This window comes from Pseudoalteromonas sp. NH0006-26 (assembly GCF_057552415.1).
In genome coordinates, this window is the sequence record NZ_BAAJMJ010000009.1 from 24,893 (window position 1) to 48,769 (window position 23,877).

Consider the following 23,877-nt stretch of genomic DNA (forward strand, 5'->3'; position numbering starts at 1 on the left):
TGTAATTATAAGAGAGTACTATGGCATTTAAACATATATCAATCGCACAAACCCTCGAACTACTAGACAAAGAGGATGTGGTGATTGCCGATATTCGCGATCCTAATTCGTATCAGGCAGGGCACATTCCTGGCTCTGAAGCACTTTCAAATGCAAATATCGCCCAATTTATGATGGAAAAAGAGTTTGACCAGCCGATTATTATTGTTTGTTATCACGGCATGAGTTCACAGGGCGCTGCAAGCTACTTAGTAGAGCAAGGCTTTGAAGATGTTTACAGCATGGATGGCGGTTTTACTGCATGGGAAGCCGCCTACAAGGATAAAGTAGCACGATGATAGAGTTAGGCAGTCTAACTAATCCCCGCGCTGCACAGGGCTTTATAGATTACCTAAAAAGCCAAGGGCTTTCAGGGCAAATTCGTACTGAGGACGGCCATACGCTTGTTATTAGTGTGGCACCTGAAGACTTTCATGCAGTGCAACCTTTATGGAACGAATTTGCTAAAAACCCTAATCATGAGCGTTACCAACAAGCATCATGGCAAGTGGGTACTACGCAGTCACCGTTAAAGTATCAAGGGCAGTCGCTTAATTTAGTCGCCCGTTTTAAAGCCTTAAGTTGGCTTAATCAAGGTGTTAGTATTCTCAGTATTGTAGTTTATGTTGCCTTTTTATTTGGTGCGTTTGAACCTATTTACATGGCGTTGCAGTTCAATCCTGCGTCACCACTTACTTGGTTAACACCTGCTATTGTGCATTTTAGCGCTATGCATATTGTGTTTAACTTAATCTGGTGGGTATCGCTGGGTGATAACATTGAAAAACAATGCGGTAAGTCGAGTTTAATCGGGCTGTTTTTAGTTACCGCTTTAATAAGTAATTGGGCACAATACTTAATGGTCGGTCCTAACTTTGGTGGCCTTAGCGGCGTTGTATATGGGTTGTTAGGCTTTTGTTGGATTTACAGCGCGCTTAACCCTAAACAGCCTGCACTGGTAACAACCGCGATTGTTGGTTTTATGCTGGTATGGTTAGTACTTGGTTTTGCAGATGTATTATTTGTTGGAATGGCTAATTGGGCACACTTAGGTGGGCTTGTTAGCGGTATGGCTTTTGCCTATACCGCTCAGCTTTTTAAAACAAAAAGCGCCTAATGATATAAATATTTAGTAAATAACAGGTCTCGGATTATTTCTTGGCCTGTTTCTTCCTTAAGTAAGCTTTTTAGTTTTTCTGCGCTTTTAAGGCGAATTTGCTCACGCCCTGTTAAAGACTTTATTTTGTTTTCAGGCTCTTTTGATAATATCTCTACTAGCGCATCACGTAACAGCGGGGTGTGGTGTTCTACAATGGCAATATCGGATGTTTTGTTTAGCATTAAATCTACCGTGACGCGAACGTAACCCATTTTTTTACTTGATGGACCAATGTAATTGGTAATAATGTCTGGCTCAAACCCAAAATAACCCACAGTAGACTCAGCACGTGCTGATAAGCTAGTTAGGCTGACTAAAAGAATAAAAAGGCCTGTAAATACTGTTTTTTTCATTTCAAAAGCGTTTCCGTAAACTGGTTACAAATAGTTTATACCTATTAGTAAATAAGATACAGCAAGATGCTGTTATTTGTTGTGTTTGTAAAAGTACTCTGGATTCAAGTTTGGGATAGGCAATAGCGAGAGTCAAATGCTAATTAGCGTTTTATAATATAGGGTGTGCTTGGTATTGAGTAAATCGCGCTTTTTCAAATTCGTTGGCAATGTTATGATCTCTCTGATTTTTTTCAAGTAGAGTTATTGTGATTACTTTTCCTCTTTCTTTATCTGCCAATTGGCAGAGTACCGCTCAAGTGACTGGCTTATCTAACGCTGAGAAAGAGTGGTTATTTGAACCCCATTCTTTAACAGCTAAATTAAAAAGTCAGTCTCAGCGTTTTGCTGTAAAAGTATTGAGTGAGCAAAAAGTAGACCTTTCGCAATCACAGCAAGCGTTATTAAGTGATCAGGTAAACACGGTGCTTAACCGTGAAGTGTTACTGTTGTGTGATGAACAACCGATTGTTTATGCTCAAAGTTGGTTGCCAGTAACAACTAACAATACAAACAATCAGCTGCACAATATGGGAGAGCGCCCGTTAGGTGATGTGATATTTCAAGATCCTGCGTTAAAGCGGACCGATATTGAAATTGCGCGCTTTGATGATAACCACTCATTGCAGTCACTGGTGAGCGAACTTAATTTACCGAACCGTCCCTTACTGGGAAGACGCAGCGTATTTTCTTTACACAACTATCAATTTTTGGTTTGTGAGGTTTTTTTACCAGGAGCTTATTTATACTCATGAAATTAGCCGCTTTGTCAGTTCATCATATTCCCTTTTACATCCAGTTAATGCGAATAGATAAGCCCATAGGCACTTTATTGCTGCTTTGGCCAACTTATTGGGCACTGTGGATTGCGAACGAAGGTCTGCCTAGCTTAACGAATTTCATTGTGTTTACCCTTGGGGTAATAGTTATGCGCAGCGCAGGATGCGTTATCAATGACTTTGCCGATAGAAAAATTGATGGCTCAGTAAAGCGTACTTGTCAGCGGCCGCTAGCGACCGGAGCGGTAAGTAGTGGCGAAGCAATTAGTTTGTTTTTACTACTCGTTGCCATCGCCTTTATATTAGTATTATTGCTTAATACCAATACTATTTTGTTATCGTTTGGTGCACTTGGATTAGCGTTTTGTTATCCCTTTATGAAACGTTACACGCAACTTCCTCAAGTTGTATTGGGCGCGGCTTTTGGCTGGGCAATCCCTATGGCTTTTATGGCGTCAACAAACTCTCTCCCCGTGCAGGCATGGTTGCTATTTATTGCCAATATTTGCTGGACGGTGGCTTACGACACTATGTACGCCATGGTTGATAGGGACGATGATTTAAAAATAGGAGTTAAATCAACCGCTATTTTATTCGCTAGTTATGACCGCCATATTATAGCGCTACTTAACTTGAGCTTTTTTGCGTTGATGGTTTTAATAGGCGGGATAAGTGACGTTGGTTTTAGTTTTTGGGTGGGATTAGCAGTTGCTGCAATGCTACTAATATATCAACAGCGCTTGATTCATTTACGCCAGCGAGATAATTGTTTTAAAGCATTTTTAAATAACCATTATGTGGGATTAGCTATTTTTATGGGTTTATTATTTTCTTACCCCGTCTTAGTTTAACGGGGTGGGTCGATAATACCACTAATTGACGCGTTCTTTCTGAACCAGCCAGCAATTGAGTAGCGGTTGTCAACAGCCGGAAGTACCTCATGTACGAAGCGTTCGCTTTCAAATAATACCAAGGTGCCTGCAGTGGGTTTTATCACTATTTCTATGTCTTTACTTTTAGGCTTGTAAATAACCAGCTCTCCGCCTTTCTCAGGAGAGTTCAAATACAATACAGTAGTAAAAACACGGTTTGAACGACCTTTAAATGCATCCACATGTTTTTTATAAAAATCACCTTGGGTATATTTTGCATAGTGACATTCATAATCAAACAAGCCCATAAAGAAATTTCGATTAAGCGTATTACGAACTGCTTCCATTAATTGCTGGTAGCCAAGTTGTGCATTTGAACTGCCATCAAACCAATAGGTTTTGTCTTTACGAACAGTATCATCGATTTGCAAACTATTTAATCGACCAATACCGGCAAGGCTAAAGTGGGGGTTTATTCTATAACAATCAGCCATTAGCTCAGACATTAAGTCACTATCAATAGCGTTTTCAATAATGGCATAGCCATGCGTTTCAATGTGCTCTAAATAAATTTCAGTAGCGGTAAAGTTGTTCATCAACGCTAGTCATAATAGTAGGGAGCGTTAGTGTAGTGTAAAAAAACTTTAAAGCTACAAATTTATAGTGATCATCAAATCGCATGGTGTATTGTTATGCTCTTGAAACTTTCTTGATTAGCGAGAGTAGGTGGTCAACATGCTCACCTGCCTCAATCTGCTGGCTGGTTTGCACAATAAGTTGCTCATGGCTAATATCGTTATTGGTCTTAAGCTGAATTAGATTGTGGTTTTCTGCCACAGAGCTAGTGTGTTCAATACCGGCAATCGCAAAGTGGTCTGATTTTTCAAGTCCAGCCATTACCTGCTCAATACTGCCCACTTTAATTGTTGAAACTTTATTTAATGAATCAATCACTTCATTCAGCATTGATTGCACTTGTTTTGACTGTGAAAAACAACTGAACATTGGATAACTTTCGAGTTCTTTTTTACTAATATCGCTTTTATTTGCTAAAGGATGTTGTTTTGAACAAAATAAAATAAGTTGATCAGGTAATTGTATGTCGCTACCAATACTATTGACTATTTGCGAGCATACACTAATGTCAATTTCCCCTTGAAGTAACTTTCTATGAAGCTCAGTTTTGTTTTGCAGCTGCATTTCAATTTTAATATGAGGGTACTGGCTTAAAAACTCACCGCAGGTAATTGGCACTATGCTGCTGGTTGTTGTGGTGTAACCAATGACTAGTTTTTTCTCTTCAGTGCCATTAATCGATTGAAAAGCGCGGTGTTTTATTTGCTCTAACTCATTGAGGGTATTTTTAGCAAAGTCGAGGAAAAGCTCCCCAGCTTGAGTTAATTTAACCGAACGAGTAGAGCGGGTAACAAGTTCGTAGCCAAGCTCGGTTTCAAGAGTTTGAATACTACGAGTTAACGCAGATGTGCTGATTTGGGTTTGTTCTGCAGCTTGCCTAAAATGACGAAGTAGGCCAAGCGCTACAAATTGTTCTAATTGTTCAAATCTCACTATATAGTCCTTTTTTATAGGTAAGCTAGGGGAATTACAGATTTAATACTGACTTTATATCCCTACAGATCAGTTGAAACATGGTTTTTAACCACTTATTAAGATTAACTTTCTTTTAATCGTATTTAAAGAGAATAGTTGCAAAATGTTGTTATACCTTTGGGTAATGTTAAGTAACTGTTGGGTTTTATTATTAGCCTAATTTGTGCAATTTTATAAACAGCTTTATTAAAGTTTCGTTTTGTTAATTGCTATTTTTGGTTTTGTGGTTAGGTTCAATAAAATTTTTACTCACTCTGTTGCTTAAAGGCTTATTTTCGATGTTTTGCAATTCAATTTCTATGGCATCACAAGAAATGTGAATTTCAAATAAGGAGGTAAGCAAAGATAGGCTTAAGCAACTTAAACTGACACCAAATAAAATAATGCCCGTGGTATTAAATTCTATAAATAATGCGAACATAGATAGCGTACATAATAAAAAAGCAGCGACTCCGTATACTTGCATGGTTCTTATTAATTTTATTCGCTTTCTAAGGTTGGTTATTTGCGCCACCACAACAGGACGAATAGATTCCCCTTCACGTGCATTCAGTTCTCGTATTAGTTGCGCTAGCACTAAAAATCGGTTTGTATAGGCGAGTAACAACAACGAGATTGCTGGAAAAAGTAAACCTGGAGTAGTTAGCGTCATAATGTGTCCTTAAATCATATTATTTGCTTTAGGTTACGCAGGCAAATTGTACACATAAAGTAAATGAGGTGGATATTGCAAAATATTAATAATAGCGATTCAAATATAACATCATTTGATTGGGTTACGCTTTATAACGCAGAAAATAGTTTAGAGGCCAATATTATAAAAGGATTGATTCTTAATGCGGGAATTGAGTGTCAAATTAAAGGTGAAATGCTGCAAGGTGCTATGGGCGAGATCCCGTTTGAGCAAACACAAGTAAGTGTGCAGGTTTATGCGATAAAAGAGCGCCATGCACGCGAAATATTGGTAAACTATCAGCAAGTAAAACAATCAGCTCCAGATTGGGTATGCCCTAACTGTAATGAGCATAATGGATCAACATTTGATTTTTGTTGGTCATGTGGGACCTTAAAGAATGACAAAAGCGAATAATTTTCAGCGTATTAGAGAGTTAAATTACCTACAAAAAGCGGTATTGGCCTGTGCGTTAATAGAGCGTATGTTGCCTAATTATGGACTATTTAGTGAGGCTACCGGTTTTGGCGATGAGGTTATTTTACGTAATGCTTTAAATGTATGTTGGGAAAAGATACTGCTTCCTAAAAGTAAGATTGATTTAGAAAAGCAAGTCGAAAAAATAGAGCCTAATGTACCTGAACTTGCTGATTTTGATATGTTTGGCACTTACCCTGCCATTGACGCTGCAACTTCATTATTGAGCTTAATGCATGGCCTTTTAGCACAAGACGAGCAAGAATTTGTTAATGTAAGTAAAATATCACAGGCTACTGTGGCTCGCTTTATTGAGTATCAAATGACGGTTGAAGGGGATGTTGCTGATAATAAAGCAGTGCGTGAACACCCACTAATGCAATACGAAATTGAGGTATTAGGTGAGTTAATAGATTTTGTAGAGGCAATGGGGCGTATTACTGCTGAAAATGTAAAAGCATTGAAAAAGCATGTCCTTGCTGATGGCCAAACTAACATTGGTTTAGCACTTTAAGTTATTTGTTTTAAACACCTTGTTAGGTGGCAGGAGAATTAACAATGCGAATTTTAGGCATTGAATCATCATGCGATGAAACTGGTATTGCTATTTATGATGATGAAAAAGGGTTACTAGCCCATCAATTATATAGCCAAGTAAAAGTACATGCTGATTACGGTGGTGTGGTACCTGAGCTTGCATCTCGCGATCATGTACGTAAAACATTGCCGCTTATCGATGCGGCATTTGCACAAGCTGGCTGTGGACCTGAAGATTTAGACGGTATTGCCTACACGGCAGGGCCTGGTTTAGTGGGGGCATTGTTGGTAGGCACCTCAATTGGTCGCTCTTTAGCGTATGGTTGGGATATTCCAGCGGTGGCAGTGCATCATATGGAAGGGCATTTATTAGCGCCAATGCTTGAGGAAAACGTTCCCGAATTCCCATTTATTGCTTTACTGGTTTCTGGCGGTCATACCATGATGGTAAAGGTCGCGGGCATTGGCCAATACGAAGTATTGGGTGAGTCGGTAGATGATGCTGCAGGTGAAGCATTTGATAAAACAGCTAAATTACTTGGGCTTGATTACCCTGGCGGCCCTCGTTTAGCTAAAATGGCTGAGCAAGGCGTTGCCAAACGATTTGTTTTTCCACGCCCGATGACAGATAAGCCTGGTCTTGATTTTAGTTTTAGTGGCCTAAAAACCGCCGCTTCTATTGCTATTCGTGAAAATGATAGCGACGAGCAAACTAAAGCAGATATTGCCCATGCATTTCAAACAGCTGTTATAGATACTTTAGTGATTAAGTGTAAAAGAGCACTAAAGCAAACGGGTATTAAACGTTTAGTAATAGCCGGTGGTGTAAGTGCTAATACACAACTACGTTTGCAATTAGAGCGTGTGATGCAAGGTATGAAGGGCGAAGTGTATTACCCTCGCACTGAGTTTTGTACCGACAATGGCGCAATGATTGCTTATGCTGGTATGCAGCGTTTAAAAGCAGGGCAATTTGCTACGCTTGACATGAAAACTAAACCGCGCTGGCCAATCGATAGCTTAGAAGCAATATAGTTAACCAGAACTTATTAGTTATTACTTATTATCATCTGTGGGGGCTTGTTTAGTCCCTACTTTTGGTTCTTCACCCTTAAATAAACGTACAATATTAGTACGATGCCTAATAATGATCAGTAGCGTAATAAAGGTCACCGGTAAGGTATATAACGGTTTTATCCACCATGTATATAAAGGTGCTAGCGTCACAGCGACTAACGCTGCAAGGGATGAGTAGCGGGTAATCGCGACAATAATCAGCCAAGTACCAATTAATAACCCTCCTAAAGAAAGCCCTATCGGTAGTAATGAACCAAATGCCGTTGCGACCGCTTTACCCCCCTTAAAACTAAAAAATAACGGGTACATATGCCCTAAGCATGCTGCAACCGCGACTAAACCGAGCTCTAGCGGCTCAAGTTTTAAAAAGTAAGCGCCCCAAACAGGAATAGTACCCTTTAAAATATCAAATATTAATACTAAGCATGCGGGGAGTGCCCCGCCTAAGCGGTAGACATTAGTTGCTCCTGGGTTATTGGAGCCATTTGTGCGTGGATCGGGAAGTTTGAATAGCCGCGACACTAAAATGGCCGATGAAATCGAGCCGAGCAAATAGGCTAAAACAAACATTAAAATGACTAACACGCGCTTCCTTATTTTTTAATCATTACTTTTAAGCTATTATTGGCGTCAAAATTTACGGGCTTCTTAAATTACTCGCAATTTCGTAACCATTCTATTGTAGAAGTAATTTTAGTATATTTAAACACTGATTAAAGTATATACAGTATTAATTTGATTGATACAATATGTAATTAACTCAGTGACTTGTTACAGTCATTTGGAGTATCAATGGACAAGGTATTTATATCACAATTGCATGTCGAAACGATTATCGGGGTGTATGATTTTGAAAAGAAAAGTAAACAAAGCCTGTACTTTGATATTGAAATGTTAAGTGACATCAAACCTGCAGCACAAAACGATGATATTAACTTAGCATTAGATTACGCTAAGGTAAGTGAGCGAGTCATCGAGCACAGCACAGCTAAACCAGTCGAGCTTTTAGAAACGTTGGTGGAGAAATTAGCGCAAATTATTTTAACCGAATTTAATACACCTCAAGTAACGATAAGAGTTAGCAAGCCCGCCGCAGTTTCACAAGCGCAAACTGTGGGTGTAGAGATAACCCGCAACAAGGCTTCGGCTTAAATGGCGCAGATATATATTAGCCTTGGTTCAAACATTAACAAGGCAGAGCATATTCGTCGTGCTCTAGTGGCGTTAAATGAGCACTTTGAAAACACACAGCATTCATCAGTATTTGAAAGTGAAGCTGTAGGTTTTGCCGGTAATAACTTTTATAACTCAGTACTTGCCGCCACCACTAACATGGCGCTGGTTGATGTGTGCGCGTTATTAAAACAAATTGAACGCGACAATGGCCGCCAAGCAAATGATAAAAAATTTAGCCCACGTACTCTGGATCTCGACTTACTTTTTTATGATGATGTAATTTGCGAGAGCCCAGCACAACTCCCGCGTGACGAAATTACTAAAAATGCCTTTGTTTTGCAGCCTTTAGCCGAGGTGGCCCCTGATTTTTATCATCCGGTAGCAAAACAAACGATTGCCCAAATATGGAATGCATATAACAACCCTCAACAAAAACTATGGAAGGTGGAGTTTTCTAACCCATGAGTATTATAGAAATAATTGTTTTAGCCCTAATTCAGGGATTTACTGAGTTTTTACCTATATCGAGTTCTGCACACTTAATTTTACCGTCACAAGTTTTAGGTTGGGAAGATCAAGGTTTAGCATTTGATGTTGCCGTGCATGTAGGCACTTTAATTGCGGTTGTTATTTATTTTCGTAAAGAAGTGGCCGATATACTCGGTGCTTGGTTTAAATCGTTTGGTGCGCAAGGCACAACAGATGATAGCAAACTAGGTTGGTGGATCATTTTAGGTACTGTGCCTGCGGCTATTTTAGGCTTATTGCTAAAAGACTTTGTTGAACTGTATTTACGCAGCGCATGGGTGATTGCAACCACAACGATCGTATTTGGCTTATTACTTTGGTACGCCGATGCCAAAGGTAAGCAGATAAAAACAATTTATCAGCTAAACTGGAAAACGGCCCTTATTATTGGCTTTGCACAGGCCGTTGCAATGATCCCTGGTACTTCACGTTCAGGTATTACTATGACAGCGGGTTTAATGTTAGGTATGAACAAACAAAGTGCAGCGCGCTTTTCGTTTTTATTAGCTATTCCAATCATTTCGATGATGGGTCTTTATTACACCGCAGAGCTTGCCCTTGGCGATCATATCGTAGATTGGACGGCATTATTGTTAGGTGTAGTGCTGTCGTTTTTATCAGCTTATGCTTGTATTTTTATGTTTTTAAAAGTGATTGAGCGAATGGGAATGCTGCCATTTGTTATTTATCGTTTATTATTAGGTATAGGTTTAATATTCTTTTTAATGTTATAAGCCATTAATTTTTTAAAGGCCTCCCAATTCGGGAGGCCTTTTTATTTGCGCCAAGGGTTAATGGTAACTTAAGCTAAATTTTGGCATTATAGCGCCATTAAACTTTGCCTTAGAGCAAACCCCGCGCAGGATGAAAGGATAGTAAATGCATATACATATTTTGGGTATTTGTGGCACATTTATGGGTGGTATTGCCGCTATAGCTAAATCATTGGGTCATCACGTTACTGGGTCGGATCAAAACGTTTACCCACCAATGAGTACCCAGTTACAAGAACTGGGTATTGAACTAACGCAGGGCTATGATGTATCTCAACTAGAGCCAGTACCAGACATCGTTATTATTGGTAATGCAATGAGCCGTGGTAATCCGTGTGTTGAATATGTATTAGATAAAGGCCTGCCTTATACTTCAGGGCCTGAGTGGCTAAAACATAACTTATTACAAGATTCATGGGTGCTGGCTGTGGCGGGAACTCATGGTAAAACAACCACCGCCAGTATGTTGGCGTGGATACTTGAATATGCGGGTTTAAAACCGGGCTTTTTAATTGGCGGAATTGTACAAAACTTTGGTCTTTCTGCGCGAGTTGGGGAAACGCCATTTTTTGTGATAGAAGCCGATGAGTACGACACGGCCTTTTTTGATAAACGCAGTAAGTTTGTTCATTATTTACCGCGAACGCTTATTTTAAATAATCTTGAATTTGATCATGCTGATATTTTTGAAGATTTAAACGCGATTAAAAAACAATTTCACCATTTGATACGTACATTACCGCAAAGCGGCAAAGTGTTGTGGCCTAAAAATGATGAAGCACTGAGCGATGTTATAGCAAAAGGGTTGTGGAGCGAGAGCGAAACTCTAGGCGATGACTGGAATTATGAATTACTTAAAGCCGATGGTTCTCAATTTAATGTGTTATTAAACACGCAGCTGCAAGGCGAAGTTAACTGGCAGGCAATTGGTGAGCATAACGTTAAAAATGCCATGATGGCTATTGCAGCAGCACGCCATGTGGGAATTGCAATAGAGCACAGTATTAAAGCTTTGAGTGAGTTTATCAGCCCAAAAAGGCGGATGGAGCTTAAAGCAGATATTAATCATATTAAAGTGTATGACGATTTTGCCCATCACCCAACGGCAATACAAACAACGCTTGCGGGGCTGCGTGCAAAAGTGGGCGATGAAAAAATCATAGCGATTTTAGAGCCGCGCTCTAACACCATGAAAATGGGAGTGCATCAATTTACACTTCTCGATTCACTTCGCGATGCAGACGACGTACTGTTATTTGAGCCAGAGAACTTAAACTGGTCACTTAAAGAGCAAGCTGACAAAGCGGGTATGCAGTGCTTTGATTCTACAACCGCCATTATTGATACATTGCTTGAGAATATTGAGCCAAATCAACATGTTTTAATTATGAGTAATGGTGGTTTTAATGGTCTGCATCAGCAACTTGTTGATGGTTTGGCCGATAAATACAGCGGAGAATAATGTGCAATTTAAAGATACAATCACCTTAGCATTTAGCGGCGCATCAGGCGCACCATATGGGTTGAGGCTGTTGGAAGTGTTGCTTGAGCAACAATTTCAAGTGTATGTGCTTATTTCAAGTGCTGCGCGCGTAGTTTTTGATACCGAGTCCAATGTAAAGCTATCAGGGAATGAAGACAAAGCCACAGATCAATTAAGCGCGTTATTTAACGCCAAGCCTGAACAATTAAAGGTGTTCGGCAAAGATAACTGGTTTAGTCCTGTAGCTTCGGGCTCTGCAGCGCCGAAAAAAATGGTAGTATGTCCATGTAGCGCAGGGTCTGTGTCTGCGATTGCAGTCGGCGCATCAGATAATTTATTAGAGCGCGCCGCCGATGTGGTGATAAAAGAGCGAGGCCAGCTTATTCTAGTGCCACGCGAGACGCCATTTAGCGAAATTCACTTAGAAAATATGCTTAAATTGTCGCGTTTAGGGGTCACTATCATGCCCGCTGCACCTGGGTTTTATCATCAACCACAAAGCATAGAAGACTTAGTTGATTTTATGGTGGCGCGAATTTTAGATCATTTAAATATTGAACATAATCTCACAAAGCGCTGGGGTTATGGTGAGGGTAAGAAATGAATAAGCAAAATATTGCTTTAAATATTGAAGGCCTTACCAAGGTTTACAAAAATGGGGTTGAGGCAGTAAAAGGTGTTGATTTACAAGTGCATGAAGGTGACTTTTTTGCACTGTTAGGTCCAAATGGGGCGGGTAAGTCAACCACTATTGGGGTGATATCTTCTTTGGTTAATAAGACCAAAGGTAAAGTTGAAGTATTTGGTCATGATATTGATACCGACCTTGAAGCGGCGAAAGCCAACTTGGGCTTAGTGCCACAAGAGTTTAACTTCAGTCAGTTTGAAACCCTAACCCAAATACTCGTTAATCAAGCAGGTTACTACGGTGTACCGCGCGGCGAAGCGCACAAACGTGCTGACAAGTACTTAGCACAGCTTGGGCTACTTGAGAAAAAAGATAAGCAAGCGCGTACCCTTTCTGGTGGTATGAAGCGTCGCTTGATGATTGCACGTGCCTTAATGCATGAACCAAAGTTACTTATTTTAGACGAACCAACAGCGGGTGTTGATATAGAGCTGCGCCGCTCAATGTGGGACTTCTTAAGGCAAATTAACGAACAAGGTGTGACCATTATTTTAACCACTCACTACCTTGAAGAAGCCGAATTACTGTGTAAAAACATCGCTATAATTGATACCGGCCGTATAGTTGAAAACACCACCATAAAGGCCTTGTTGGCTAAATTAGACAAAGAAACCTTTGTATTGGATTTAAAACAGCCTACCAATCCGGTGACGCTTGAAGGGTATAATTTTACCATGATTGATGATCACACCATTGAAGTTGAGGTGGCTAAATCACAAGGGCTTAATGCTGTATTTAGCGCGTTAACCGAACAAGGTAATACTGTGCTAAGCATGCGTAATAAAGCGAATCGATTAGAAGAATTATTTGTAGGTTTATTAGAGCAAGGGCGGGGCGAATAAATGTTTAAATATGGCGTAGCCTTAAAAAGTATTTGGATTAAAGAGTGTATTCGCTTCTTGCGTATTTGGGTGCAAACCTTAGTGCCGCCAGCGATTACTATGAGTTTATATTTTGTTATTTTTGGTAACTTAATAGGTTCGCGTATTGGTGATATGGGCGGCTTTAGTTATATGGAGTTTATTGTTCCTGGCCTTATTATGATGTCAGTCATAACAAACTCTTACTCGAATGTGGCTTCAAGTTTCTACTCAACTAAGTTTCAAAAAAGTATTGAAGAGTTATTGGTTGCACCTGTGCCTAATTACATCATTGTGTTGGGTTATATGGGCGGAGGCATGACCCGAGGCATTATGGTGGGTTTTATTGTAACGTGCGTTTCTTTATTTTTTGTAGATATACAAATACATAATATTTTTGTGATTATAGCCACTGTTATTCTTACCTCAGCGGTGTTTGCCTTGGGCGGGTTAATCAACGCTATTTATGCAAACAGCTTTGATGACATAAGTATTATTCCGACCTTTATTTTAACGCCTCTAACTTATTTAGGCGGGGTGTTTTACTCAATCACTTTACTGCCTGATTTTTGGCAGATGGTATCGCAAATAAACCCAATTATTTATATGGTTAACGCATTCAGATACGGATTTTTAGGTGTTTCTGATGTTGATTTAACAGTTGCGATTGCGGTGTTGTTGGTGTTTATCAGCGTATTATTTACTTTAGCACTGACGCTAATTAAAAAAGGTGTGGGGCTAAGACACTAATGAGCGATGCAAATTCACGTAGTATTGTATCTAATCAAGCGGGACTTCATGAAAAGCTTGATGAAATAGTTAATAAACACTTACAAGCCGAGTTTAAAAAGCCAATTGCAGCGCATACTCAAACCGCATTTGATGAAGTTAATGCTAAGGTGCAAGCTTTTGATGGACCGCTTATCCTAGACTCCTGTTGTGGGGTTGGTGAAAGCACTGCTAATTTAGCGAAACGTCATCCTGAAGCGTTAGTGGTAGGCATTGACAAGTCATCTCATCGACTTGATAAGCACGATGTTGAGTATAAACAAACTGAGAGTGGTCAATACATTTTGGTGCAAGCTGACTTAAATGACTTTTGGCGTTTAGCGGTGGCTGCTAATTGGCAGCCTAGCCATCACTATTTGCTTTACCCTAACCCGTGGCCTAAGTCTAAGCACATTCAACGGCGCTGGCATGGGGCGGCTATCTTCCCGTTTATTGTAAAGCTAGGTGGTTTACTTGAAGTGCGAAGTAATTGGGATATCTATGTTAAAGAGTTTGCCAGAGCGCTCGAATTAGCAGGCCATCCATGTGAAACCGAATTGTTTGAATCAGACGAAGCAATTACACCTTTTGAGCGAAAGTACTGGGCCAGTGGCCAGCAAAGTCACCGCTTAATCATCAATCTCAATAGTTAACTCATTGCTTTTTAAAGTGAGTCACATGTGGCGTTGGTTTGCCAAGGTAACTACCTTGCATCAGCGTCACATTTAGTTGGTTGAGTAACTCTGCAACCGTATTATTTTCTACCGCTTCAACAACCAATTCAAGTTCAAGTTGCCGGGCTATATCAGCGATATAGGCTATAAATAGCGACGTGTTTGCATCGTTTACTAGCTGCTTAGTGATTGCACCATCGAGTTTAATGCCATCAACCTCAACCTTTAATGTATTAAGGGTATTAATAAACTCATTCCCCCAACAGTGCATCACCACCTTTGCCCCTTTACTTTTTACCATCGCAATAAATGATTTTATTTCGTAATAATGTGAAATAACCTGCGACTCCAAAATTGAAATAGTAATATTTTCAGGATTTGGGTAGCGATGAAGCTCATAGGCAATATGATCATAAATAGTGGGATCTGCAATATTTTCAGCGCACAGCGTTAACTCCCAACAAATTGCCGATTTACGAAAACGCGAGACACATTGAGTAAATAGGGTGCGGGTTAACATGCCATTCATACGCAGTCTATTTACCGCATTCGTAAAGATATCAGGGGTTAAAATCTCCCCTTGTGAGGTGACTATTCTTGGTGAGCAGTCATACTTAATAATTTCATCGGTATGCGTATTAATAACCGGTTGAAAGTAAGGAACAACACGGTGAGCATCAAATGCTTCGCGAATCTCTTTGGCTATTTCAACATTATATAAATATAGAGATTTAGCGTCGTTAATTGCCTCACAATAGTTAACTATGCTCTGATCGCCTTGCTTTGATTGCAGTAACGCAATATGAGCATTTTTAAGTAGTAATGATTTATTACCTCTTGCCACACCGGCGTTAAGGGTAATATAAATGAACGGCTGATTTAAAAACGGTATATTTTTATTATGCGATTGAATGATACTGTATAGCTCATCAGAGGGAGTTTCTTTATCAGTTAAAATAGCGAGTTTATTAGTTGCAATACGATAAATACGTGCGTGCAAACGCACTTGCTGCTTAAAGTGAATAAGCAGCTTTTTCATCACTTCATCGGCTGTTTTTGTGCCAAAAAAACGACTGATATTATCAATTTCGTTCACTAAAATAATCGCAATTTGCAAATGATGCTCATTACTTTTTTTCAGTCGTTTTTCTAAAGCGATATGATTTGCAAATCCGCTTGCATGGTCCCTCATTAATGAACGACGTACCCCATAATAATAAAAAATATACACTATTAATAAAATAATAATTACGCAGCCAAAATGAAACACAGATTGATACAAGTCTGTGTTCAACGCACTGCTAATTTTATCAACGCTAATATCTGCAGCCGTAATATAAGTTCTGCCATTTTTTGCCAGATGGGGAATATACACTGTTTTAGAATGACCGCGATGCGCTGTTGAAGTTTCAAAAATAGGGGCCGTTGATAAAAATGCAGCCGTAGTGATTGGCGTGGCTTCAGGGTATAGATCTAAAAACTGAGTAACCTTACCGTTATTTTGATCATCTTGGGTGTAGCTAGAGGCAGTAAAGTAAACGTTTTCATCAATCAGTACCATTGAATATAAATAATCTATATTTAAATCGTTGGCTAATGCCGAAAGTTGGTCGGCTTTATTTTGATAGCTTGAAAAACTGATTTCTTGCGCTATTTTATCGTGATAATCACTACCTAAAATATACTTTACGCTGGTGGCGGCATTTAACAGGCGATTATCAATACTGCGTATCACATCATTATTGATAGTGGTGTAGGTGTAGTAACTGTAACTTATTAAGCTGACTAAAAAAAAGACGGTACCGAGCGCCAACCGTGTTAATTTTAGATTTCCTTTTAGCATGTAACATCCTTATTGTTTGTTAGATTTATTATACTTAAAAAGTATAAATGCCCAATATTTTAATTACCCTTTGTACTAAATATAAAAAATAGTGAGATGTTATCTATTTTGTATTGTCTTTTATGGCTTAAAACGAGACATTTTTGTCATATTGCAGTAAAGTTAGCGCAATTTTTTAGAAATGCCGTTGCTTAAAAACACCCTTAAATTAGCGTGTTTTACAAACTAACAGGTGTTTTAGTCACACACTAGGTATGAAGATGGATCAAAAGCGTTGTGCCGTCGCCTCTAAAGAAAGCCTCAAACGGATATTTACCGTTCCAGAGGCCCCTGACTCAACTTTGAGCAAAATAGAGCTTGAAATTTCGAGTAATTTAGCAGGTTTCTTAAACGAAAATATCGCGGCAATTGAAAAACCATTACATGAAATAGAAAAAGATTTTCAATCGGCGGCTATCCCTGAAGAGCCAACGTTTGTGTCTTGCTATGCCCAAGATATTATGGAACAGCTGGTTGCTCATTCTGTACATACCGCAGCGCCAAGCTTTATTGGTCACATGACATCTGCTCTGCCACACTTTTTATTGCCGTTATCGAAATTAATGGTTGGGCTAAATCAAAACCTTGTAAAAATAGAAACTTCAAAAGCATTTACTCCATTAGAACGTCAAGTTTTAGGAATGATGCATCATTTAGCTTATGGGCAAAATGATGGCTTTTATTCTAAATGGATGCACAGTGCAAAAACCTCTTTAGGGGCATTTTGCTCTGGCGGCACCGTGGCTAACATTACTGCGCTTTGGATTGCCCGCAACCGCTTATTAAAAGCAGATGGCAACTTTAAAGGCATTGCTGCGCAGGGTTTAGTGGCGGGAATGCTTCATTATGGTTACAAAGGGCTGGCAGTTTTAATCTCTGAACGAGGTCACTACTCGTTAGGCAAATCGGTAGATTTATTAGGCATTGGCCGTGAGAATTTAATTGGTATTAAAACATCGGCTGATAATAAAGTTGATGTAGATGCTATGCGAGAAAAAGCGCTAGAGCTTGAAGCGCAAGGCATTAAAGTGATGGCAATTATTGGTGTAGCCGGGACGACAGAAACCGGTAATATTGACCCACTTGAAGACATGGCTAATTTAGCACACGAAATTAATTGCCACTTTCATGTTGATGCAGCATGGGGCGGAGCTACTTTACTCTCTAATACCCATAGGCATTTATTAAAAGGGATTGAGCAAGCAGATTCAATTACCATTGATGCACATAAACAAATGTATGTGCCGATGGGGGCTGGTTTGGTGTTGTTTAAAGATCCTGCTGCTACCGATGCCATAGAACATCATGCTGAATATATTTTACGTAAAGGCTCTAAAGACCTAGGCAGCCATACACTTGAGGGGAGTCGCCCTGGGATGGCGATGTTAGTGCATGCTTGCTTACGTGTTATTGGTCGTAAAGGCTATGAAATGCTTATCGATCGCAGTATTAAAAAAGCCCGTTACTTTGCTGATTTGATAAAAGTAGATGAAGACTTTGAATTAATATCTGAACCTGAGCTGTGTTTATTAACTTATCGTTATGTCCCTAAGCAAATTAAAAATGCGATAGCACAGGCAGATGCACAAACCCGTTTAGATATCTTTGCCGCGCTTAATCGCTTTACTGCTAGCATGCAAAAACGACAACGTGAATCAGGTCGCTCATTTGTATCGCGTACACGTTTAACGCCAATTCAATATGATAATCAACCAACTGTGGTTTTTAGAGTGGTGCTTGCGAACCCGCTTACATCAGGTGCTATTTTAAAAGAGATATTAGAAGAGCAGAAAGAGTTGGCACAAACAGATCCGGTATTTAAAAAATATTTACGAAAATATATGTAACTAACCTGAACTCTGGTTAAGAGATTTACTAACATATTGAGTCAAAAAATGATATTTATGTTTATTTTCACTAGCCAGAGATTTTCAGTGAAAACAAGGCGAACTTACGCGTCAATAGCTAGCCTATTGCAAGTAAATTCAACGCAGTTAGCGCTGAAAATAGCTGCTTGAGATAGATTTATTATTCAGAGTTCAGGTTAAATATAAATGCTATAAAAAAAGACGCGATTAAGCGTCTTTTTTGTTACTGATTAAAAGCAACTCGCCTTTATGAGGTTGCTGATAATTTGTTGCGAAGGCTTGATTTTTTCCATCGCTAAATATTCATCGGGCTGATGCGCTTGGTTAATTGAACCCGGTCCCATGACGATGGTTTCACAGCCCAGTTGTTGTATAAATGGTGCCTCAGTACAGTAATTAACAGCCACCGCTTTTTGCCCTGCTATATTTTCGGCTAGTTTAACTAAAGCGCTGTCGGTGCTTCCTGTAAATGCTGGAATTGGCTCATGTAAATCAATCACACTAACCGAATTAGGGTATTGCTGGTTTATATCGAAGGTTGCATCAAGCAGCAATGCTTGCAGCTCTTGTACACTTAAGCCAGGTAGAGGGCGCATATCAATGTGCATTTCACAGCAACCGCAAATTCTATTAGCATTATCGCCCCCATGAATATTGCCTAAATTGAGCGTTGGGTAAGGAATTTCAAAGTGATTTATTGAATATTTATTCTTAAGTTGTTCTTTTAAGATTAGCAATTTTGTAATCACTTTATGCATCACTTCGATGGCGTTAAGACCCCGTTCGGGATCTGAGCTATGTCCTGAACGGCCAACGACTCTTATCGCTGAAGTCATATGACCTTTATGAGTAAATACTGGCGTCATATCAGTAGGCTCACCAATAATACAGCGACTTGGTTTTAAATTTGGGTGCTTACAAATTTGTTGTGCGCCAGCCATAGTGGTTTCTTCGTCTGCGGTGGCTAATATTAAAATTGGTTGTGTTTGTTGCTTTTCATCAAGCTCACTAATAGCCTGCAGTACAAAAGCAAAAAAACCTTTCATATCAATGCTACCTAAGCCATATAATTTATTATCGAGCTCGGTTAATTTAAATGGGTTTTGATTCCAACGGCTATCATCAAATGGCACTGTATCAGTGTGCCCTGCCAGCATTAAACCGCCGTCGCCTTGACCGCGTTTTGCTAATAAGTTGTAGCGACCCTTGTTGCCTTCTAACTCTATTATTTCACAGTTAAAACCTAAGCTTTCACACCATTGGGCTAGCAATTCAATGACACTTTTATTACTCATACATAAATGATCTTCAATGGCACTGATAGAGGGGGCAGCAATCAATTGCTGGTACATCGAAATAAATGACGGCAGAGACATAAAAAATTCCAAAATAAGTATTCATTTTAATTGCATAACAATATAAAAGTATTTATGATGAATATCAATTCACTTTTTAAGCATAAATATATTAAAGTTACGCCATGAAAATAATACGACGATAGTTATCACTCATAAATTTAATCTGTTTGGCTGGGTTATACCCTAGTGTAAACAAACAACATGGAATGTGGTCACTAATTTTAGATAAAGAGTAAATAATGAACGTAGTAATTATAGGTGCCAGCGGTTACAGCGGCGCAGAACTGGCTAGCTTAGTAGTAAAGCATCCAACTCTTTCGCTAACTGGTTGTTATGTATCAGCGCAAAGTTTAGATAAACATAAATTGCTTAGTGAATTGTATCCTGAGCATTTAGGATTACTTGATTTACCTCTGCAGCCACTAAATGAACATGCACTTGCTGATATCACTCATTCAGCAGATTACGTTTGTCTGTGCACCGATCATAAAGTAAGTGTGGATTTAGCGCCTCAGTTTTTAGCGATGGGCAAAAAGGTATTTGACCTTTCCGGTGGCTATCGTCTTGCAAGTAATGATGATTACGTTACTTATTATGGTTTTGAACACCAACACCCAGAACTACTTAATCAAGCGGCTTATGGTCTTGCTGAATGGAATAGTAAAGCCATTACTGATGCTCAGCTAATTGCTGTTGCTGGCTGCTACCCAACGGCTGCATTAAATGCATTAAAGCCTCTTCAACAAGCGTGCTTGTTGAGTGATGAAAAAATTATTATTAATGCGGTTTCTGGTGTAACGGGCGCAGGGCGTAAAGCCAGCCTAGGGACTCATTTTTGCGAAGTTTCGCTGGCACCCTATGGTTTGTTTAATCACCGGCACGGGCCTGAAATACAACAGCATCTTGGTCATGAGGTGTTATTTACTCCTCATTTAGGTAATTTCCCGCGCGGTATTTTAGAAACTATTTATGTGCAATTAAAGCCGGGTGTGACCAGTGAGCAAGTAGCTAAAGCTTATCAAGTATTGGCTGATGAGCCATTAATTCGTTTGCTTGGCAGCAAAATCCCCTCAATTAAAGGGGTGGCCAAACAACCTTATGTAGATATTGCGTGGCAGCAGCAAGGTTCACAGTTAATAGTAATGGCAGCAATTGACAACTTATTAAAAGGGGCAGCTGGTCAGGCTTTGCAATGTATTAATTTATCAATGGGCTTGCCTCACACTACAGGTCTAATAGGAGCGTTTAGATGAGCAGTAAAACGTGGGTTATTAAACTCGGTGGTGCAGTACTCAATACTGAAAATGCCGCTAAAGCATTATTTGAAATACTCAACGAGCAAGATGATGCACAGTTTGTGATTGTGCATGGGGGTGGTTCATTAGTTGATAGCTGGTTAAAAGAGGCCGGTTTTGCCAGTGCTAAACACCAAGGTTTGCGTATTAGCCCTAAAGAACAGATGCCTTATATTGTTGGGGCCCTTGCGGGTGCGGCAAATAAACAACTCATGGCGCAAGCAATTAGTGTTGGTCATAAGCCGGTGGGGTTAAGTTTATATGAAGCAGGGATCACCGCTTCGCAAAAATTAAAAGCATTGGGTCAAGTAGGTCAATGTCACAACAATGCAGATTCTATTATTAATGATTTACTCAGTGCTGGCCGGTTACCAATCATCAGCTCTATCGGCTTTGATGAGCAGGGCTTGTTATACAACGTTAATGCCGATGAAGCAGCAGCCGCAATGGCTAATAATTTAAATGCAGAACTTATTTTTATGACAGATGTAGAGGCGGTACTTGATGCCAATAAGCAGCCTTTACATCAACTTGACACAAAACACATTGATACTTTAATTGCAGAGGGAGTAATTTTGGGCGGGATGGAGGTCAAAGTTAAGACCAGTCTTCACGCTGCCCAACATTTACGACGCGGTGTGTACATTTCCAGCTGGCAAAAGCCAGAAAACTTAACTGCTTTGCTGCAAGGCGAGCATGTCGGAACTAAAGTAACACCATAGGTTGAACATGTTTAAAGATTTTTTAACGGGTCTAGAATTAGACCAACAAGGCGCACTAAATTTATTAAAGTTAGCGCAAGATATTAAAGAAAGCCCAAGTAAATATAGCCAAGTACTAGCTGGTAAGTCAGTGGTTACTTTGTTTGAAAAGCAAAGTTTACGTACTCGCCTTTCATTTGATATCGGTATAAACCGTTTAGGGGGCCATGCGGTTTACCTTGACCAACAAAATGGTGCAATGGGCGCCCGCGAATCAATAAAAGATTTTGCCTTAAATATTTCGACTTGGGCCGATGGGATTGTAGCGCGGGTTAATCAGCACAGTACGTTAACGACACTCGGTGAGTATTCATCCGTTCCTGTGATTAATAGTTTGTGTGATTTATATCACCCATGCCAAGCATTAGCTGATTTTTTAACACTACAAGAAGTACACGGTGATGTTAGCCAGTTAAAGCTTGCCTACTTAGGTGAGGGCAATAATGTAACGCATTCATTGATGCTGTTAGCCGCTACTTTAGGAACCGATTTTGTCGCTGTAACACCAAAAGGGTGTTCACCTGATTCGCAAGTGCTTAAAAAAGCAGAGCAAATAGCTGCGATGAATGGCGCTTCTGTAATGGTAAGTGACAGGGTTGAGGCTGCAGTTGGTGCTAATGTTGTTTACGCCGATACCTGGGTATCGATGGGGGATACAACTCCCCTTGAGCAAGTAAAAGAAAAATACATGCCTTATCAATTAAATCAGGCATTGTTAGAAAAAACCGGTGCAACTACGGTATTACATTGCCAACCGGCACACCGTGAGTTTGAAATTACCTCTGAGGTAATGGATGGCCCTGCATCAAAAATTATACAGCAAGCAGAAAACCGCATGCATGCGCAAAATGCGCTATTAGTTACATTGTTAAATCCAAATTTTGTTAAGGAACACCTATGAGTTCAATTAAAAAAGTCGTTTTAGCCTATTCAGGTGGTCTTGATACATCGGCTATCGTGCCATGGTTAAAAGAGAACTACGGCTGTGAAGTTATTGCTTTTGTTGCCGATGTTGGCCAAGGCGCTGAAGAACTTGAAGGCGTGGAAGCTAAAGCTATAGCGTCTGGTGCATCTGAGTGTTACGTGGTTGATTTAAAAGATGAGATGGTAAGCGATTATATTTACCCAACGCTTAAAACGGGTTCTATATATGAAGGGACTTATTTACTTGGTACTTCTATGGCGCGTCCAATCATTGCTAAAGCGCAAGTTGAAATTGCACGTAAAGTAGGTGCCGATGCACTTTCTCATGGCTGTACGGGTAAAGGTAACGACCAAGTACGTTTTGAATCATGTTTTGCCGCACTTGCACCTGATTTAAAAGTGATTGCGCCATGGCGTGAGTGGGATTTATCAAGCCGTGAATCATTGCTTGATTACCTAGCTGAACGTGACATTCCATGTTCTGCGTCAGCAACAAAAATTTATAGTCGTGATGCTAACGCATGGCATATTTCACACGAAGGCGGTGAACTTGAAGATCCTTGGTGTGAACCAAGTGAGCAAGTATGGACCTGGACTAACTCACCAGAGCAAGCACCTGATAAAGCTGAACACGTCACTTTATCGGTTGTTGAAGGTGAAGTAGTTGCTGTAAATGGCGAAGAGCTTAAACCTTATGGTTGTTTAGTTAAATTAAACGATATTGCATCACCTCATGGTGTGGGCCGTGTCGATATTGTAGAAAACCGTTTAGTGGGCATGAAATCGCGTGGTTGTTATGAAACGCCAGGCGGCACTGTGATCATGGCGGCGCTGCAAGCTATTGATGAGTTAGTACTTGATAAAGCGAGCCGTAAATGGAAAGAAGTACTCGGGGGTGAATTTTCACACTTAGTCTACGACGGTCGTTGGTTTACGCCGCTAAAAGATTCTATTTTAGCCGGTGCAGAAGCGTTGTCTACACTAGCAACGGGCGAAGTGGTGCTTAAGCTTTATAAAGGCCAAGTCACTGCGGTTCAGAAAAAATCACCTAACAGTTTATATAGCGAAGATTTTGCTACCTTTGGTGAAGATGATGTTTACGACCAATCGCACGCAGAAGGCTTTATTCGTTTATTCTCGCTATCAAGCAGAATTTCAGCATTAGCTAAAAAGTAATTTTTTACGCCCCTTGGAATTAAGGGGCTATTATCGGGTTTGGAGAG

27 protein-coding genes are annotated in these 23,877 nt (G+C 39.9%); 20 read left to right on the top strand and 7 right to left on the bottom strand.

Annotated features, from left to right (window positions below; translation table 11 throughout):
* Nucleotides 1-20 precede the first annotated feature (20 nt).
* Together glpE and glpG are read left to right on the top strand one after the other, a co-directional pair.
* Nucleotides 21-338: a thiosulfate sulfurtransferase GlpE gene (glpE, locus tag AC27JR_RS13425; RefSeq protein WP_033104018.1), complete on the top strand. Its 318-nt coding sequence runs from the start codon at nt 21-23 to the stop codon at nt 336-338.
* Nucleotides 335-1,156 carry a rhomboid family intramembrane serine protease GlpG gene (gene glpG / locus AC27JR_RS13430; RefSeq protein WP_076920172.1) on the top strand — a complete coding sequence of 274 codons (822 nt, stop codon included), beginning with the start codon at nt 335-337 and terminating at the stop codon, nt 1,154-1,156. Before glpE ends, glpG begins: the two co-directional genes overlap by 4 nt.
* Here glpG and AC27JR_RS13435 read toward each other — a convergent pair.
* Nucleotides 1,153-1,551 (bottom strand): flagellar basal body-associated protein FliL, encoded by a 399-nt coding sequence (locus AC27JR_RS13435; protein WP_008115596.1) that lies wholly within the window; start codon nt 1,549-1,551, stop codon nt 1,153-1,155. The genes glpG and AC27JR_RS13435 overlap by 4 nt on opposite strands.
* Nucleotides 1,552-1,799: 248 nt before the next feature.
* On the opposite strand from AC27JR_RS13435, the gene AC27JR_RS13440 reads away from it, so the two are divergent.
* On the top strand, nt 1,800-2,345 hold the full coding sequence (locus tag AC27JR_RS13440; protein ID WP_487173885.1) for a chorismate--pyruvate lyase family protein: 546 nt from the start codon (nt 1,800-1,802) through the stop codon (nt 2,343-2,345).
* A complete protein-coding gene (gene ubiA / locus AC27JR_RS13445; protein WP_076920174.1) occupies nt 2,342-3,220 on the top strand; it encodes a 4-hydroxybenzoate octaprenyltransferase in 879 nt (292 codons plus the stop codon). Before AC27JR_RS13440 ends, ubiA begins: the two co-directional genes overlap by 4 nt.
* On the opposite strand, the gene AC27JR_RS13450 is transcribed toward ubiA, so the two are convergent.
* The 3 genes from AC27JR_RS13450 to AC27JR_RS13460 all read right to left on the bottom strand — a co-directional run bounded on the left by AC27JR_RS13450 (nt 3,217) and on the right by AC27JR_RS13460 (nt 5,504).
* On the bottom strand, nt 3,217-3,837 hold the full coding sequence (locus tag AC27JR_RS13450; protein WP_487173886.1) for a 2OG-Fe(II) oxygenase: 621 nt from the start codon (nt 3,835-3,837) through the stop codon (nt 3,217-3,219). The two genes, ubiA and AC27JR_RS13450, sit on opposite strands and share 4 nt — an antisense overlap.
* 94 nt (nt 3,838-3,931) lie before the next feature.
* Nucleotides 3,932-4,810 (bottom strand): LysR family transcriptional regulator, encoded by an 879-nt coding sequence (locus AC27JR_RS13455; protein WP_131690619.1) that lies wholly within the window; start codon nt 4,808-4,810, stop codon nt 3,932-3,934.
* 244 nt (nt 4,811-5,054) lie between these two features.
* Nucleotides 5,055-5,504 carry a DUF2721 domain-containing protein gene (locus AC27JR_RS13460; RefSeq protein ID WP_076920177.1) on the bottom strand — a complete coding sequence of 150 codons (450 nt, stop codon included), beginning with the start codon at nt 5,502-5,504 and terminating at the stop codon, nt 5,055-5,057.
* A gap of 63 nt (nt 5,505-5,567) precedes the next feature.
* Between AC27JR_RS13460 and AC27JR_RS13465 the strand changes: the two genes are divergently transcribed.
* From AC27JR_RS13465 to tsaD, 3 genes are read left to right on the top strand one after another with little or no spacing between them, the layout of a single operon-like run.
* Complete coding sequence (locus AC27JR_RS13465; protein ID WP_372239236.1) at nt 5,568-5,942, top strand: putative signal transducing protein; 375 nt, start codon at nt 5,568-5,570, stop codon at nt 5,940-5,942.
* A complete protein-coding gene (locus AC27JR_RS13470) occupies nt 5,926-6,516 on the top strand; it encodes a YjaG family protein (RefSeq protein WP_487173887.1) in 591 nt (196 codons plus the stop codon). Before AC27JR_RS13465 ends, AC27JR_RS13470 begins: the two co-directional genes overlap by 17 nt.
* A gap of 44 nt (nt 6,517-6,560) precedes the next feature.
* Nucleotides 6,561-7,574: a tRNA (adenosine(37)-N6)-threonylcarbamoyltransferase complex transferase subunit TsaD gene (gene tsaD, locus AC27JR_RS13475; RefSeq protein WP_008115610.1), complete on the top strand. Its 1,014-nt coding sequence runs from the start codon at nt 6,561-6,563 to the stop codon at nt 7,572-7,574.
* A gap of 21 nt (nt 7,575-7,595) precedes the next feature.
* Here tsaD and plsY read toward each other — a convergent pair whose 3' ends face one another.
* Complete coding sequence (gene plsY, locus AC27JR_RS13480; RefSeq protein ID WP_008115611.1) at nt 7,596-8,201, bottom strand: glycerol-3-phosphate 1-O-acyltransferase PlsY; 606 nt, start codon at nt 8,199-8,201, stop codon at nt 7,596-7,598.
* Nucleotides 8,202-8,408: 207 nt separating this feature from the next.
* Between plsY and folB the strand changes: the two genes are divergently transcribed.
* From folB to trmB, 8 genes are all read left to right on the top strand, one after another.
* A complete protein-coding gene (folB, locus tag AC27JR_RS13485; RefSeq protein WP_487173888.1) occupies nt 8,409-8,768 on the top strand; it encodes a dihydroneopterin aldolase in 360 nt (119 codons plus the stop codon).
* On the top strand, nt 8,769-9,257 hold the full coding sequence (gene folK, locus AC27JR_RS13490; RefSeq protein WP_487173889.1) for a 2-amino-4-hydroxy-6-hydroxymethyldihydropteridine diphosphokinase: 489 nt from the start codon (nt 8,769-8,771) through the stop codon (nt 9,255-9,257).
* On the top strand, nt 9,254-10,054 hold the full coding sequence (locus AC27JR_RS13495) for an undecaprenyl-diphosphate phosphatase (protein WP_487173890.1): 801 nt from the start codon (nt 9,254-9,256) through the stop codon (nt 10,052-10,054). Before folK ends, AC27JR_RS13495 begins: the two co-directional genes overlap by 4 nt.
* Before the next feature lie 145 nt (nt 10,055-10,199).
* Nucleotides 10,200-11,555, top strand: a complete 1,356-nt coding sequence (gene mpl / locus AC27JR_RS13500; RefSeq protein ID WP_487173891.1) for a UDP-N-acetylmuramate:L-alanyl-gamma-D-glutamyl-meso-diaminopimelate ligase — start codon at nt 10,200-10,202, stop codon at nt 11,553-11,555.
* 1 nt (nt 11,556) lies between these two features.
* Nucleotides 11,557-12,180, top strand: coding sequence for a flavin prenyltransferase UbiX (locus tag AC27JR_RS13505; RefSeq protein WP_487173892.1), 624 nt, complete (start codon nt 11,557-11,559; stop codon nt 12,178-12,180).
* On the top strand, nt 12,177-13,106 hold the full coding sequence (locus AC27JR_RS13510) for an ABC transporter ATP-binding protein (RefSeq protein ID WP_487173893.1): 930 nt from the start codon (nt 12,177-12,179) through the stop codon (nt 13,104-13,106). The genes AC27JR_RS13505 and AC27JR_RS13510 overlap by 4 nt, the downstream gene beginning before the upstream one ends.
* Nucleotides 13,107-13,874 (top strand): ABC transporter permease, encoded by a 768-nt coding sequence (locus AC27JR_RS13515; protein ID WP_010391022.1) that lies wholly within the window; start codon nt 13,107-13,109, stop codon nt 13,872-13,874. It abuts the gene before it with no gap.
* Nucleotides 13,874-14,545 carry a tRNA (guanine(46)-N(7))-methyltransferase TrmB gene (trmB, locus tag AC27JR_RS13520; RefSeq protein WP_487173894.1) on the top strand — a complete coding sequence of 224 codons (672 nt, stop codon included), beginning with the start codon at nt 13,874-13,876 and terminating at the stop codon, nt 14,543-14,545. Before AC27JR_RS13515 ends, trmB begins: the two co-directional genes overlap by 1 nt.
* Nucleotide 14,546: 1 nt before the next feature.
* On the opposite strand, the gene AC27JR_RS13525 is transcribed toward trmB, so the two are convergent.
* The gene (locus tag AC27JR_RS13525) at nt 14,547-16,409 is read right to left on the bottom strand and encodes an EAL domain-containing protein (protein WP_487173895.1); all 1,863 of its coding nucleotides are present in this window, start codon (nt 16,407-16,409) and stop codon (nt 14,547-14,549) included.
* A gap of 260 nt (nt 16,410-16,669) precedes the next feature.
* On the opposite strand from AC27JR_RS13525, the gene panP reads away from it, so the two are divergent.
* Nucleotides 16,670-18,295 carry a pyridoxal-dependent aspartate 1-decarboxylase PanP gene (gene panP / locus AC27JR_RS13530; RefSeq protein WP_487173896.1) on the top strand — a complete coding sequence of 542 codons (1,626 nt, stop codon included), beginning with the start codon at nt 16,670-16,672 and terminating at the stop codon, nt 18,293-18,295.
* A 251-nt stretch (nt 18,296-18,546) separates the two neighbouring features.
* On the opposite strand, the gene argE is transcribed toward panP, so the two are convergent.
* Nucleotides 18,547-19,692, bottom strand: coding sequence for an acetylornithine deacetylase (gene argE / locus AC27JR_RS13535; protein WP_131690627.1), 1,146 nt, complete (start codon nt 19,690-19,692; stop codon nt 18,547-18,549).
* A 221-nt stretch (nt 19,693-19,913) separates the two neighbouring features.
* On the opposite strand from argE, the gene argC reads away from it, so the two are divergent.
* From argC to AC27JR_RS13555, 4 genes are read left to right on the top strand one after another with little or no spacing between them, the layout of a single operon-like run.
* Nucleotides 19,914-20,927: an N-acetyl-gamma-glutamyl-phosphate reductase gene (argC, locus tag AC27JR_RS13540; RefSeq protein WP_487173897.1), complete on the top strand. Its 1,014-nt coding sequence runs from the start codon at nt 19,914-19,916 to the stop codon at nt 20,925-20,927.
* Nucleotides 20,924-21,691: an acetylglutamate kinase gene (gene argB / locus AC27JR_RS13545; protein WP_010391030.1), complete on the top strand. Its 768-nt coding sequence runs from the start codon at nt 20,924-20,926 to the stop codon at nt 21,689-21,691. The genes argC and argB overlap by 4 nt, the downstream gene beginning before the upstream one ends.
* Before the next feature lie 7 nt (nt 21,692-21,698).
* Nucleotides 21,699-22,631 (top strand): ornithine carbamoyltransferase, encoded by a 933-nt coding sequence (locus AC27JR_RS13550; RefSeq protein WP_036956759.1) that lies wholly within the window; start codon nt 21,699-21,701, stop codon nt 22,629-22,631.
* Entirely contained in the window at nt 22,628-23,830 is a 1,203-nt protein-coding gene (locus AC27JR_RS13555) for an argininosuccinate synthase (protein WP_487173898.1), read from the top strand. Before AC27JR_RS13550 ends, AC27JR_RS13555 begins: the two co-directional genes overlap by 4 nt.
* Nucleotides 23,831-23,877 lie beyond the last annotated feature (47 nt).

Coding starts and splice junctions, on each gene's coding strand:
- folK (WP_487173889.1), top strand. CDS start 8,769: ATGGCGCAGATATATATTAGCCTTGGTTCAAACATTAACAAGGCAGAG.
- argB (WP_010391030.1), top strand. CDS start 20,924: ATGAGCAGTAAAACGTGGGTTATTAAACTCGGTGGTGCAGTACTCAAT.
- AC27JR_RS13555 (WP_487173898.1), top strand. CDS start 22,628: ATGAGTTCAATTAAAAAAGTCGTTTTAGCCTATTCAGGTGGTCTTGAT.
- AC27JR_RS13550 (WP_036956759.1), top strand. CDS start 21,699: ATGTTTAAAGATTTTTTAACGGGTCTAGAATTAGACCAACAAGGCGCA.
- argC (WP_487173897.1), top strand. CDS start 19,914: ATGAACGTAGTAATTATAGGTGCCAGCGGTTACAGCGGCGCAGAACTG.
- AC27JR_RS13460 (WP_076920177.1), bottom strand. CDS start 5,504: ATGACGCTAACTACTCCAGGTTTACTTTTTCCAGCAATCTCGTTGTTG.
- AC27JR_RS13470 (WP_487173887.1), top strand. CDS start 5,926: ATGACAAAAGCGAATAATTTTCAGCGTATTAGAGAGTTAAATTACCTA.
- glpG (WP_076920172.1), top strand. CDS start 335: ATGATAGAGTTAGGCAGTCTAACTAATCCCCGCGCTGCACAGGGCTTT.
- AC27JR_RS13465 (WP_372239236.1), top strand. CDS start 5,568: ATGAGGTGGATATTGCAAAATATTAATAATAGCGATTCAAATATAACA.
- trmB (WP_487173894.1), top strand. CDS start 13,874: ATGAGCGATGCAAATTCACGTAGTATTGTATCTAATCAAGCGGGACTT.
- panP (WP_487173896.1), top strand. CDS start 16,670: ATGGATCAAAAGCGTTGTGCCGTCGCCTCTAAAGAAAGCCTCAAACGG.
- tsaD (WP_008115610.1), top strand. CDS start 6,561: ATGCGAATTTTAGGCATTGAATCATCATGCGATGAAACTGGTATTGCT.
- AC27JR_RS13435 (WP_008115596.1), bottom strand. CDS start 1,551: ATGAAAAAAACAGTATTTACAGGCCTTTTTATTCTTTTAGTCAGCCTA.
- AC27JR_RS13525 (WP_487173895.1), bottom strand. CDS start 16,409: ATGCTAAAAGGAAATCTAAAATTAACACGGTTGGCGCTCGGTACCGTC.
- AC27JR_RS13515 (WP_010391022.1), top strand. CDS start 13,107: ATGTTTAAATATGGCGTAGCCTTAAAAAGTATTTGGATTAAAGAGTGT.
- AC27JR_RS13495 (WP_487173890.1), top strand. CDS start 9,254: ATGAGTATTATAGAAATAATTGTTTTAGCCCTAATTCAGGGATTTACT.
- mpl (WP_487173891.1), top strand. CDS start 10,200: ATGCATATACATATTTTGGGTATTTGTGGCACATTTATGGGTGGTATT.
- argE (WP_131690627.1), bottom strand. CDS start 19,692: ATGTCTCTGCCGTCATTTATTTCGATGTACCAGCAATTGATTGCTGCC.
- folB (WP_487173888.1), top strand. CDS start 8,409: ATGGACAAGGTATTTATATCACAATTGCATGTCGAAACGATTATCGGG.
- ubiA (WP_076920174.1), top strand. CDS start 2,342: ATGAAATTAGCCGCTTTGTCAGTTCATCATATTCCCTTTTACATCCAG.
- glpE (WP_033104018.1), top strand. CDS start 21: ATGGCATTTAAACATATATCAATCGCACAAACCCTCGAACTACTAGAC.
- AC27JR_RS13510 (WP_487173893.1), top strand. CDS start 12,177: ATGAATAAGCAAAATATTGCTTTAAATATTGAAGGCCTTACCAAGGTT.
- AC27JR_RS13450 (WP_487173886.1), bottom strand. CDS start 3,837: ATGAACAACTTTACCGCTACTGAAATTTATTTAGAGCACATTGAAACG.